Origin of the sequence: Streptomyces sp. NK08204 (assembly GCF_020400585.1) — a bacterium.
Taxonomy (GTDB): domain Bacteria; phylum Actinomycetota; class Actinomycetes; order Streptomycetales; family Streptomycetaceae; genus Streptomyces.
On the sequence record NZ_JAINVF010000009.1, the window covers coordinates 131,696 to 143,928 of the forward strand.

Annotated in this window: 9 protein-coding genes; 6 read left to right on the forward strand and 3 right to left on the reverse strand. The window is 72.4% G+C overall.

What is annotated here, in order from left to right; all coding sequences use genetic code 11:
- The first annotated feature begins 319 nt into the window (after positions 1-319).
- Entirely contained in the window at positions 320-1,126 is an 807-nt protein-coding gene (locus K7G59_RS16620) for a protein phosphatase 2C domain-containing protein (RefSeq protein ID WP_225834864.1), read from the forward strand.
- Positions 1,127-1,153: 27 nt separating this feature from the next.
- Here K7G59_RS16620 and K7G59_RS16625 read toward each other — a convergent pair whose 3' ends face one another.
- A complete protein-coding gene (locus K7G59_RS16625) occupies positions 1,154-1,645 on the reverse strand; it encodes a MarR family transcriptional regulator (protein WP_225834867.1) in 492 nt (163 codons plus the stop codon).
- A 228-nt stretch (positions 1,646-1,873) separates the two neighbouring features.
- On the opposite strand from K7G59_RS16625, the gene K7G59_RS16630 reads away from it, so the two are divergent.
- Both K7G59_RS16630 and K7G59_RS16635 read left to right on the forward strand, forming a co-directional pair.
- On the forward strand, positions 1,874-2,698 hold the full coding sequence (locus K7G59_RS16630; protein ID WP_225834868.1) for a lysozyme: 825 nt from the start codon (positions 1,874-1,876) through the stop codon (positions 2,696-2,698).
- Between the two features lie 148 nt (positions 2,699-2,846).
- Positions 2,847-5,222 carry a SpoIIE family protein phosphatase gene (locus K7G59_RS16635; RefSeq protein ID WP_225834870.1) on the forward strand — a complete coding sequence of 792 codons (2,376 nt, stop codon included), beginning with the start codon at positions 2,847-2,849 and terminating at the stop codon, positions 5,220-5,222.
- Positions 5,223-5,913: 691 nt separating this feature from the next.
- Here K7G59_RS16635 and lon read toward each other — a convergent pair.
- A complete protein-coding gene (gene lon, locus K7G59_RS16640; protein WP_225834872.1) occupies positions 5,914-8,334 on the reverse strand; it encodes an endopeptidase La in 2,421 nt (806 codons plus the stop codon).
- A 153-nt stretch (positions 8,335-8,487) separates the two neighbouring features.
- Positions 8,488-9,303: a rhomboid-like protein gene (locus K7G59_RS16645; RefSeq protein ID WP_225834874.1), complete on the reverse strand. Its 816-nt coding sequence runs from the start codon at positions 9,301-9,303 to the stop codon at positions 8,488-8,490.
- A gap of 208 nt (positions 9,304-9,511) precedes the next feature.
- On the opposite strand from K7G59_RS16645, the gene K7G59_RS16650 reads away from it, so the two are divergent.
- The 3 genes from K7G59_RS16650 (at position 9,512) to K7G59_RS16660 (ending at position 12,172) form a co-directional block, all read left to right on the forward strand.
- Complete coding sequence (locus K7G59_RS16650; RefSeq protein WP_225834876.1) at positions 9,512-10,189, forward strand: spermidine synthase; 678 nt, start codon at positions 9,512-9,514, stop codon at positions 10,187-10,189.
- A gap of 118 nt (positions 10,190-10,307) precedes the next feature.
- Complete coding sequence (locus K7G59_RS16655; RefSeq protein WP_225834878.1) at positions 10,308-11,048, forward strand: response regulator transcription factor; 741 nt, start codon at positions 10,308-10,310, stop codon at positions 11,046-11,048.
- A gap of 44 nt (positions 11,049-11,092) precedes the next feature.
- Positions 11,093-12,172 carry an ATP-binding protein gene (locus tag K7G59_RS16660; protein WP_225835114.1) on the forward strand — a complete coding sequence of 360 codons (1,080 nt, stop codon included), beginning with the start codon at positions 11,093-11,095 and terminating at the stop codon, positions 12,170-12,172.
- Positions 12,173-12,233: the final 61 nt, after the last annotated feature.

Genomic DNA, 12,233 nt, shown 5'->3' on the forward strand with positions numbered 1-12,233 from the left:
AAGTGGTGCGTACACCCGGTTCGTACGGTTCCGACCCTCCCAGCGCCGGTGGACAGTGGTCGCGCATCCCCCGACCCGCCACCCGAAGGAGTGAACATCGGAGGGGAGTTGGCGAGCAAGTTCCTCTGGCGCATGCCAACGCCCCGCGCGGAGGGCCGGTTGGACGCGCGCGGCAGGGTTTGGCAGGATTCGCCACCACGCCTTCCCGGAGTGAGCCATTCCCGCCCAAACCAGGCGGCTGACCTGCGGGCTCGTAGGCATTCGGCGGCTCTTGCCAGCCTTTGACGAAGACCGTGAAAGGCTCGTGCAGACTGACCGGATGCGAACTGATCTCGTCTCGGAACCCGGCGACCCGGCCCGCCCCAACGAGGACTTCGCCGGAGTCGGACTACCCGCGTCCGGACAGGGAGGTTGTGTGATCGTCCTGGACGGAGTGACTCCGCCCAGCGACGGGACCGGCTGTCTGCATTCCGTCCCCTGGTTCACCGCGCGACTGGGCGGTGCGCTGACCGAACTGACCCTTTCGGCACCCGATCTGACGCTGGAGGAGATTCTCTCCCGGGCCATCGGCCGCACCGCCGCGGCCCATGCGGGCACCTGTGACCTTTCTCACCCGCGAACCCCGCAGTCGACCGTCGTCCTGGCCCGGTGGTCCGCCGGGACCGTGGAGTACCTGGTCCTGTCCGACTCGGCGCTGCTGCTGCGGTCCCCCGGGGGCACGGTCACTCCGGTCCTGGACGACCGTCTGGCCCGGCTGCCCCGCGCGGCCCTCGTCGACGCGGCCCGGGTGGACGCCGGCCTGCGCAACAAGGAGGGCGGTTTCTTCACGGCCGCCGCCGACCCCTCGGTCGCCGCCCGCGCGGTCACCGGCTCCGTGCCCCGGCGCGAGGTGAGCGCCCTGGCCGCGCTGACGGACGGCGCGACCCGCTGGACGGAGACGTTCCGTGAGGGCGACTGGACGGCCCTGTTCGACGTCGTCGCCAAGGAGGGGGCGGGGGCACTGGTCCAGCGGGTACGGGAGTTGGAGGCGGCGGACCGGACGGAGCGATCCCGCCTGCGGTCCGGCAAGAGGCACGACGACGCGACGGTGGTCTACGTCGAGCCGGGACGGGCTGCGGCTCTCTGATTCCGGCGTCTGCCCGCCCGGCCGCGGCTACTTCTCCATGACCTGGTTCAACTCGTTCAGCAACCTGGCCAGTTCCGCCACCTCGTGCCGGTCCCAGTGGGCGAGCTGACGGACGTAGCGGGCGCGCCGGGCCTCGCGGACCCTGCCGACACGGCGGCGGCCCTCGTCGGTGAGGGTGACCAGCCAGGCGCGGCCGTCGGCGGGGTCGGGCTCGCGGGTGATCAGGCCCAGGTCCTCCAGGGCGCGCAGCTGGCGGGACATGGTGGCCTTGCCGACGCCGATGTAGGCGGCGAGTTCCGTCGCCCGCCGGCCGCCCTGCTCGTCGAGCCGGACGAGCAGCCCGTACGCGGAGGACTCCAGGTCGGGGTGGACCTCGCGGGCCATCTCCCCCTGGCTGGCGCGGGCACGCCGGAGCAGCACGGTCAACTCGCGCTCCAGCGCCAGGAACTCCTGGTCGGCACCCCCGGCCGTCACCTCCGTGATGGCGGGATGTGTGTCGCCGTTTCCGTCCTCGTGCACGTCAGCACCCCTGACTGGTTTCGCGCTTCTGAAAGTTTTCTGTCGTATGCCGACATTGCCGCAGCTCCGTAAGTATTTCGCAGGCATAGACCATCGGCGGTGCCCGGACCCCCTTCCCACACCTCTGTCTACGGGCGTAGCTTCTTTATCAGGCAATTATTGGCATGCCCACGCCAGTGGCTCAGTGGTCCCCTCACGACTCCCCCACCTTCTCCCCGGAGGCACGTCATGCCTGTGCACAGACCCGGCACCATCCGCCCGCGTCCCCTCGCCGTCCTGGTCACGGCCCTCCTCGCGGCGCTCGCCCTCACCCTTCCCCTCACCTCCGCCCACGCCGCGACCACCCCCGCCCGCGGCTCGGCCTACATGGGCATGGGCGTCCTCGCCCACGACGGGCAGAGCGGCACACCCACCACCGGTGACGTTACCCAGACCGAGGGCGTCGACGTCGCCGGCTACCAGGGGAACGTCGCCTGGTCGACCCTGTGGAACAGCGGCGTGCGCTGGGCGTACACGAAGGCCACGGAAGGCACGTACTACACCAACCCCTACTTCGCCCAGCAGTACAACGGCTCGTACAACGTGGGCATGATCCGCGGCGCGTACCACTTCGCGACGCCGGACACCACGAGCGGCGCCACCCAGGCGAACTACTTCGTCAGCCACGGCGGCGGCTGGTCCGCGGACGGCAAGACCCTGCCCGGTGCCCTCGACATCGAGTGGAACCCCTACGGCTCCGCCTGCTACGGCAAGACGCAGAGCGGGATGGTCAGCTGGATCGCCGACTTCATCAACACCTACCACTCGCTCACCGGCCGCTGGGCCGTGATCTACACGGCCACCAGCTGGTGGACCCAGTGCACCGGCAACTACGGCGGCTTCGCCGTCAACAACCCGCTGTGGATCGCCCGCTACTCCACGGACCCGGGCACGCTGCCGGCCGGCTGGTCGTACTACACGATGTGGCAGTACACCTCCTCCGGCCCGACCGTCGGGGACCACGACAAGTTCAACGGGGCCCTGGACCGGGTACAGGCCCTGGCCCTCGGCTAGGCCCGGCCCGCACCACCGTCACCGGCACATCCGGCGGCCGTCCCCCGCGGACGGTCGCCGTCGCCGCGTTGGTGCTCCGCGCCGCCCGGGATCATGCTGGTCAGGGAGAGCCTGCCGAGCAAGGGCGACAAGGGCGAGATGAGCGGCGATGGAGCAACAGTCGACGTACACGGCCACAGCCACCATCGATGAGCGGGGCATCCTGACCGGCTGGAGCGAGGGCGCCCAGCGGCTGCTCGGCTACGAATCCTCCGCGGTCCTCGGACGGCCCGCCGCCCGCCTGCTCGCCGCCGAGGGCGCCGCGGCCCGGCGGGTCCTGGCCGGACAGGACCGCTGGAACGGCACCGTGCCCGTACGCCACTGCGACGGCCACTCCCTGGAACTGGCACTGCTCGCCCACCGCCGCACCTCCGCCACCGGGCGCACCGACTGGCTCCTGGTGACCGCCGTGGCGGCCCGGCCGCAGCCGCGGGGCGAGCCCCTGGAGGAATGGACCTTCCTCCAGTCCCCGTTCCCGCTGGCGATCTTCGACACCGAGCTGCGCCTGATGCGCGCCAACCGCCGCTTGGAACGCGCGCTCTCCCTGCCCGAAGCCGCGATGCGCGGGCTGCGCCTCACGCACATCGTGCCCGGTCCGGCGAGCGAGGAGACACACCGGACGATGCGGCTCGCACTGGAGACCGGCCGCCCGCAGGAGGCCGACGCCCGCCTGGGCCCGGACCTCGGCCGCCCCGCCGTCCTCACCCCGCTGAAGGACCCCGACGGCCGGGTGCGGGCCGTCTGCCTGGCCGCACAGAGCCGCCCGCAGGCCTCCGCAGAACCGCACCCCTCCCCCGAGGCCACGTACCGGGCCGGCTCCACCCCGGACCTCACCCACGGCGCACAGGAACTCGCCGAGGTCACGGTCCCCCGGCTCGCCGACGTCACGGTCGTCGACCTGCTCGACTCCCCGCAGTCCCCGGACGAGACCGCCCCCGGTCCGGTCCTGCTGCGCCGCGCCGCCCTGCGTACGGCCCACCTCCACGGCACAGACCCCCGGGACACAGCCACCAGGACGGGGACCGGTGCCGGCGTGGGCGAGGCGGTCGCCTGCCCGGCGGGCTCACCCCCGGCCGAGTGCCTGGCCGCGGGCCGCGCGATGCTGTACGACACGACGGACCCGGCGGTCAGCGAGTGGGCGGCACTGAACCCGGGCACGGCGTGGCTGCGCGCGTCGCGGACCCGTTCACTGCTGGTGGTGCCGCTGCTCGCCCAGGGCACCACGCTCGGGGTGGCCCTGTTCGGCCGGCACCGAGGACGCGTGCCCTTCGGCCCCCAGGACCTGCAGCTCGCCGAGGAATACACCGCCAAGGCCGCCGTCGGCATCCACGAGGCCCGCCGCTACTCCCGGGCCCGCACCACCACCATGGCCCTCCAGCGCAGTCTGCTCCCGCACACACTGCCCGACCAGGAGGCTCTGGAGATCGCCACCCGCTATCTTCCCGCGGCCACCCGGGCAGGCGTGGGCGGCGACTGGTTCGACGTGATCCCGCTGTCCGGCGCGCGGGTGGCCCTCGTCGTCGGCGACGTCGTCGGCCACGGCATGCGCGCATCCGCCACGATGGGCCGGCTGCGCACCGCCGTACGCACCCTGGCGGACGTCGACCTGCCGGCCGACGAACTCCTCACCCACCTCGACGACCTGGTGCTGCGCCTGGCCGCCGACGAGGGCAGTGCCGACCCGTCCGCCGAGACCGCCGGCGGCATCGGCACCACCTGCCTGTACGCGGTCTACGACCCCGTGTCACGCCGGGGCACCTTCGCGAGGGCCGGTCATCCCCTGCCCGCCGTGGTCACGCCGGACGGCGCGGTCCGCTTCCTCGACGTGCCTGCGGGACCGCCGCTGGGACTCGGCGGGCTGCCGTTCGAGGCGGTCGAGACGGAACTGCCCGAAGGCAGCCTGCTCGCCCTCTACACCGACGGGCTGCTGGAGGCCCGCGACCACGACGTCGACGAGGCGCTGGACAGGATGTTCGCCGCGCTCGCCCGTCCCGCCGCCACCCTGGACGCCGTCTGCGACCACGTGCTCACCGCACTGCTCAGCCATCGCCCCGACGACGACATCGCCCTGCTCATCGCCCGCACCCGCGCCCTGCACGCCGACCGGGTCGCCGGCTGGAACCTGGACAACAACCCCACCGTCGTCTCCCGGGCCCGCCACCTCGTGGCCGACCAGCTGACCGACTGGAGGCTGGAGGAGGCCGTCTTCACCACCGAACTGATGGTCAGCGAGCTGGTCACCAACGCGATCCGCTACGGCCGCCCGCCCATCCGGCTCCGCCTGATCCACCAGGGCGACAAGCTGATCTGCGAGGTCTACGACTCCAGCGGCACCACCCCGCACATGCGGCGCGCCCGCATCTTCGACGAGGGCGGCCGGGGTCTGCTGCTGGTCGCCCAGCTCGCGGAGAGCTGGGGCACCCGGCACGATCGCATCGGCAAGACGGTGTGGGCGGAGCAGTCGGTGGGCCACGGGGTGGGTTGACCGCCGGTTCAGTCGCGCGAGGCCCCGTCCCCGTTCGACGCGGGGCCCGGCTCGGGCGTGGACGGGGGCCTCGGGGGGCGGGATCGCCGGTCGTGGGCCGGGGGTCAGCGGTCGGGGGTCTGGGCGCGGCCCGGGTGAGTGGTCGGGGGTGGGTGGTCGGGGGGCTGGTCGCGCGCCCCGGGTGAGTGGTCGGGGGTGGGTGGTCGGGGGGCTGGTCGCGCCCCGGGTGAGTGGTCGGGGGGCTGGTCGCGGCCCGGGTGGGTGGTCGGGTCGGGGGTCGGGGGCGCTGCCGCTGCCGCTGCTCCCACTGCTGCCGTCCCGGCCGCCGCAGCTGCCCCGGCCGCCGCGTTCGCCGGCACCGCCCGTGCCTGCCTGGCCGGGCGCCGTACGGACCGGCATGGTGCCCGTGCCGTCGCCGCCGTTTCCGCCCTCGCCTCCGTTTCCACGTCGGCAGTGGCCGTCGTCGCCGTGCCGCCGGTGCCGGCCGTCGCCATGTCATCGGTGGTGTCCGTCGTGCCGGGAGCGGCCGGCCAGGCCCGCCGCTGCGGCCTGACCGTGCGGCGCCGGTGCTGCGAACGGCACGCTCGTGGGGAGCAGGGCGCCGCCGACGGCGTTGCGCGGCCAGGTACGGGCACGACGAGGGCCCGGGCATCCCTCGCGGAACCCGGGCCTCGCCTTCCCGAAGCGTCCGTCACGCCGCCACGGGAACCTCCGGCGTCGCGCCGTTCGTGGCGGGCGCGAGCGCCAGCTCCAGGACCTGGCGGACGTCGGACACGGCGTGGACGTCCAGCTTGTCCAGCACCTCGGCCGGGACCTCGTCCAGGTCGGGCTCGTTGCGCTTGGGGATGATCACGGTGGTCACCCCGGCTCGGTGCGCGGCGAGCAGCTTCTGCTTGACACCGCCGATGGGCAGCACCCGGCCGGTCAGCGAGACCTCGCCGGTCATGGCCACGTCCGTGCGGACCAGACGGCCGGAGAGCAGCGAGGCGAGGGCCGTGGTCATGGTGATGCCCGCGCTCGGGCCGTCCTTCGGCACCGCACCCGCCGGGAAGTGGATGTGCACGCCGCGGTCCTTCAAGTCGCCGACGGGCAGCTCCAGTTCGGCTCCGTGACTGCGCAGGAAGCTCAGCGCGATCTGTGCCGACTCCTTCATCACGTCGCCCAGCTGACCGGTCAGGGTCAGGCCCGCCGCGCCGGTCTCCGGGTCGGCGAGGGACGCCTCCACGAAGAGCACGTCACCACCGGCTCCGGTGACCGCGAGACCGGTCGCGACGCCCGGTACGGACGTACGGCGCTCGGCCGGGTCCTGGGCGGACTCGGGCACGTGGTGCGGGCGGCCGATCAGGCCCCGCAGATCCTCGTCCCGGACGGTGAACGGCAGCTTCCGCTCGCCCAGTTCGTGCTGCGCGGCGATCTTGCGCAGCAGCCGGGCGACGGACCGCTCCAGCGTGCGCACACCCGCCTCGCGGGTGTACTCGCCGGCCAGCTTGCGCAGCGCGCCCTCCTCGATCGTCACCTCTTCCGCGTGCAGACCGGCCCGCTCCAGCTGGCGCGGGAGCAGATGGTCACGGGCGATGACGATCTTCTCGTCCTCGGTGTAACCGTCCAGACGGACGATCTCCATACGGTCGGCCAGCGCCTCCGGAATGGCCTCCAGGACGTTGGCGGTGGCGAGGAAGACGACGTCCGACAGGTCCAGTTCCACTTCCAGGTAGTGGTCGCGGAAGGTGTGGTTCTGCGCCGGGTCCAGGACCTCCAGCAGAGCCGCGGCCGGGTCGCCCCGGAAGTCCGAGCCCACCTTGTCGATCTCGTCGAGCAGCACGACCGGGTTCATGGAACCGGCCTCCTTGACGGCGCGCACGATCCGGCCGGGCAGCGCGCCGACGTACGTGCGCCGGTGGCCGCGGATCTCGGCCTCGTCGCGGACGCCGCCGAGGGCGACGCGGACGAACGTGCGCCCCATGGCGTGCGCGACGGACTCGCCGAGGCTGGTCTTGCCGACACCGGGCGGCCCGACGAGGGCGAGTACGGCGCCCCCGCGCCGGCCGCCGATGACACCCAGGCCGCGCTCGCCGCGCCGCTTGCGCACCGCCAGGTACTCGATGATGCGCTCCTTCACGTCCTCCAGGCCCGCGTGCTCGGCGTCCAGGACCGCCTTGGCGCCCTGGATGTCGTACGCGTCCTCGGTGCGCTCGTTCCACGGCAGCTCCAGGACGGTGTCCAGCCAGGTGCGGATCCACGCGCCCTCGGGCGACTGGTCGGAGGCCCGCTCCAGCTTGTCGACCTCCTTCAGGGCGGCCTCGCGGACCTTTTCCGGCAGGTCGGCGGCCTCGACGCGGGCGCGGTAGTCATCGGACTCCTCGCCGTCCTTCTCGCCGTTCAGCTCGCGCAGCTCCTTGCGGACGGCCTCCAGCTGACGGCGCAGCAGGAACTCGCGCTGCTGCTTGTCGACGCCCTCCTGGACGTCCTTGGCGATGGTCTCGGCCACCTCCTGCTCGGCGAGGTGGTCGCGCAGCTGCTGGGTGGCGAGCTTCAGCCGGGCCACCGGGTCGGCGGTCTCCAGCAGTTCCACCTTCTGGTCGGTAGTCAGGAAGGGCGAGTAACCGGAGTTGTCGGCCAGCGCCGAGACGTCCTCGATGGCCTGGACGCGGTCGACGACCTGCCAGGCGCCGCGCTTCTTCAGCCAGCTGGTGGCCAGCGCCTTGTACTCCTTGACCAGGTCCGTGACCTGGCCCGGCAGCGGCTCCGGCACGCTCTCCTCGATCCGCGCGCCCTCGACCCACAGCGCCGCGCCCGGCCCGGTGGTGCCCGCGCCGATCCGCACCCGGCTCCGGCCGCGGATCAGGGCCCCGGGGTCGCCGTCGGCCAGCCGGCCGACCTGCTCGACGGTGCCCAGCACGCCGGTCTTGGCGTACGTGCCGTCGATGCGCGGCACCAGCAGCACCTTGGGCTTGCCGGGCACCGAACGCGCGGCGGCCTGCGCGGCCTCCACCGCGGCCCGCACCTCGGCATCGCTCAGGTCCAGCGGGACCACCATGCCGGGCAGCACGACCTCGTCGTCGAGCGGCAGCACGGGCAGGGCGAGCGTGAACGCTGTGGACTCAGTAGCCATGATCTCCCTTTCGGCAGTCAACTTGAGCTATGCCGACTCAACTAATGCGAGTGCACCGGTGTTCCCGGTCGGTGTTCGCTGTGGGCGATCAGGGGGTGACCCGGAGGTGTCCGCCGGTCGCCGCAGTCCCCCTTCGAGCTCGTGCAGCCCCCGTCAGGCTCGGTGGTGCGCCCAGCGGCGCACCAAGGGCCAGGCCGCGACACCGATCGCGAGCGCGATGACGTGGCCCCAGTTCGTCATCGGGTCCCGGTAGGCGATCAGGTCGTCGAGGAGGGTTCCGGCGGTCAGGGCGAGGAGGGAGCGGCGAAGCCAGGGCGTGAGCAGGCCGGCCAGGGCGGCGGTGCTGGTCGCGACGCCGAAGCTGATGCCGTAGTCGAGGCGGTGCAGGGAGCTGCCGGGAAGGTGCCCGAACAGCACCGCGAGTCCCACCGGCACCTCGGTCGCAAGCGTGGCCAGGACGTGCCCGGCCAGGAACACGCAGGCGGCCCGCGCGCCGCCTATCCGCCGCTCCAGCCCGCTCAGCACCAGCACGAACGCGAGCATGTACGGCGACAGCACCCCGCCGGCGACCCACAGCGCGCTCGCCACCAGCACCAGCACGGGGGTGCGCACCAAGTGGGCGACGTCCGTGCTGGATTCCCGGTAGAGCATGTGCACGAGCCCCTGGTCGGCCACCGCCGCGAACAGCGAGGTGAGGGCCAGGACGACCGCGTAGGTGAAGGTGAAGGGCGTACGCGTCGGGGACGGCAGCACGTGCCACGGGCGGGACCGGGGTGCGCGCTCCTGCGCCGCGGCGGCAACGGGCCCGGTCGCGGCGGCCGCGGGCGCCGCGACACCGCGCCGGCGCGGCAGCCCGCCCAGGAGGCCGGCGATGCCGGGTGCCACCAGGGACGCGGGACCATCGGGAAGGGGCGTGCCCGGCGGGGGCGGGGACGCGGCCGTCGCAGGGCCCGTCGCGGTCGGTTCCACGGTGTGGCGCTCCTTCCGTCGCGCCCCAGCCTTCGTGTTCCGCGGGCCCCTGTCTATGACCGGCGCCACGCGAGAGCCGATGCACAGCGACCTCTCAGGTCCGAAAGGCGCCGGGGAACGCCCTCGTGTCACACGAACGGGTACCCGCGGCTCTCTCGACATCCGTAATTCCCGCGCCCGCAAAGCCCCGTTCGAGCAGGATGGGTGCATGACTGCCGCGTATGACGCTCCCGTGGTCCTCGACCGGCGCGACGGCCCCTTCGGCGAAGTGGTGCTGCGCAGACACGGGGAGCTGTTGCAGATCATCGCCAACGGCTGCTTCCTGATGGACACCTCCGACGGCCGCTCGGAGCGTTTGCTGGTCGACGCCGCGTACCAGGCCCTGGACGGGCGGCCGGCGCCCCACGTGCTGGTCGGCGGGCTGGGGGTCGGGTTCTCGCTCGCACATGCCGCCGCGAACCCGCACTGGGGGCGGATCACGGTGGTGGAACGGGAGCCGGCCGTCATCGACTGGCACCGGTCCGGACCGCTGGCCCAGGTGTCCGCGGGCGCTCTCGCCGACCCGCGCACCCAGGTGGTGGAGGCCGATCTGGTGACGTACGCAGAGGAGACGTCGGACACGTTCGACGCCCTGTGCCTGGACATCGACAACGGCCCCGGATGGACGGTCACCGAGGACAACGACGGACTGTACTCGCCCGCCGGACTGGCCTGTTGCGCAAGGATGTTGAGGCCTGGTGGGGTGCTTGCCGTATGGTCTGCCGAGCCGTCTGCGGAATTCGAAGGAACATTGCGGAATGCCGGGTTCCAGCAGGTGCGTACCGAAGAGGTGCCCGTTGCCCGGGGCGTTCCGGACGCGGTGCACCTCGCCGTCCGACCTGGATAGCGACGGCACGGCGAGTCCCCGTAGGGTGCTTTCCTGACGCGGATCATTCAAGCGTCAATCGCAGTCATGGGATCACCCCACGGATTCCGGAAAGCAACATAGGCAACAGGGGCGGGCGATGGAGCAGACACACACCTCCCAGACCGGCGCGGCGGCGAGCACCCCAGGCGCACAGCGCCGGGTGCTGGTGGTCGAGGACGATCCCACGATCGTCGACGCCATCGCGGCCCGGCTCCGTGCCGAGGGATTCCTCGTGCAGACCGCGGCCGACGGACCGTCCGCCGTGGAAACGGCCGAGGCCTGGCAGCCCGACCTGCTGATCCTCGACATCATGCTGCCGGGCTTCGACGGCCTGGAGGTCTGCCGGCGGGTGCAGGCGCAGCGGCCGGTGCCGGTGCTGATGCTGACCGCGCGGGACGACGAGACCGACATGCTGGTGGGCCTCGGGGTCGGCGCGGACGACTACATGACCAAGCCGTTCTCGATGCGGGAGCTGGCGGCGCGCGTGCACGTGCTGCTGCGCCGGGTGGAACGGGCGGCCCTCGCCGCTGCCACCCCCCGCTCCGGCATCCTGCGCCTGGGCGAGCTGGAGATCGACCACGCACAGCGCCGGGTGCGGGTGAAGTCGGAGGACGTCCACCTGACGCCCACCGAGTTCGACCTGCTGGTGTGCCTGGCGAACACCCCGCGCGCGGTGCTCTCCCGTGAGCAGCTGCTGGCCGAGGTGTGGGACTGGGCGGACGCCTCCGGCACCCGGACGGTGGACAGCCACATCAAGGCGCTGCGGCGGAAGATCGGCGCCGAGCGGATCCGTACCGTGCACGGCGTCGGCTACGCGCTGGAGACGCCGACCCCGTGAGCGGCGCCGGGCGGCAGACCGCAACGACGAGCCCCGGGTATCCCGTGGAGGAACCCTGGGGCGGCGGCGTACGCCCGTTCTCGATCAAGACCAAGCTCGGCGCTCTGGTCGTCATCTCGGTGCTGATCACCACCGGTCTGTCGGTGATCGCGGTGCACACCAAGACCGAGCTGCGCTTCATCACGGTGTTCTCGATGATCGCCACGCTGCTGATCACGCAGTTCGTGGCGCACTCGCTCACCGCGCCGCTGGACGAGATGAACGCGGTGGCCCGCTCGATCTCGCAGGGCGACTACACGCGCCGGGTGCGCGAGAACCGCCGTGACGAACTGGGCGACCTGGCCGAGACGATCAACGTCATGGCCGACGAGCTGGAGGCACAGGACCAGCAGCGCAAGGAGCTGGTCGCGAACGTCTCGCACGAGCTGCGCACACCGATCGCGGGCCTGCGCGGCGTCCTGGAGAACATCGTCGACGGGGTCACCGAGGCCGACCCCGAGACCATGCGGACGGCCCTGAAACAGACCGAGCGGCTCGGCCGTCTGGTGGAGACCCTGCTGGACCTGTCCCGGCTCGACAACGGCGTCGTACCGCTGAAGCTGCGCCGCTTCGAGGTGTGGCCGTACCTGTCGGGCGTGCTGAAGGAGGCCAACATGGTCGCCTCCGCGCGCGCGGGCATCGCCTCCGGCTCCGGCAGCCACACGCGCACCGACGTCCATCTGCACCTCGACGTCTCCCCGCCGGAGCTGACCGCGCACGCGGACCCGGAGCGCATCCACCAGGTCGTCGCGAACCTGATCGACAACGCGGTCAAGCACAGCCCGCCGCACGGCCGGGTGACCGTACGGGCGCGGCGCGGGCCGCAGCCGGAGTCGCTGGAGCTGGAGGTGCTGGACGAGGGGCCCGGCATTCCGCGCTCGGAGTGGCACCGGGTGTTCGAGCGGTTCAACCGGGGGTCGGTGACCCGGCCGCACGGTCCGGGCAGCGACGGCGGCACCGGGCTCGGCCTCGCGATCGCCCGGTGGGCGGTGGATCTGCACGGCGGCCGGATCGGTGTGGCCGAATCCGCTCGTGGCTGCCGGATCATCGTCACCCTTCCGGGACTGACTTCCGCCCCCGGTTGACGTAAAGTCCGATTCGGAGCCACAAGATCCACGAGCATCCGCCCAGCCGGACACGTGTGAT

Coding starts and splice junctions, on each gene's coding strand:
- lon (WP_225834872.1), bottom strand. CDS start 8,334: ATGGCTACTGAGTCCACAGCGTTCACGCTCGCCCTGCCCGTGCTGCCG.
- K7G59_RS16650 (WP_225834876.1), top strand. CDS start 9,512: ATGACTGCCGCGTATGACGCTCCCGTGGTCCTCGACCGGCGCGACGGC.
- K7G59_RS16655 (WP_225834878.1), top strand. CDS start 10,308: ATGGAGCAGACACACACCTCCCAGACCGGCGCGGCGGCGAGCACCCCA.
- K7G59_RS16620 (WP_225834864.1), top strand. CDS start 320: ATGCGAACTGATCTCGTCTCGGAACCCGGCGACCCGGCCCGCCCCAAC.
- K7G59_RS16630 (WP_225834868.1), top strand. CDS start 1,874: ATGCCTGTGCACAGACCCGGCACCATCCGCCCGCGTCCCCTCGCCGTC.
- K7G59_RS16635 (WP_225834870.1), top strand. CDS start 2,847: ATGGAGCAACAGTCGACGTACACGGCCACAGCCACCATCGATGAGCGG.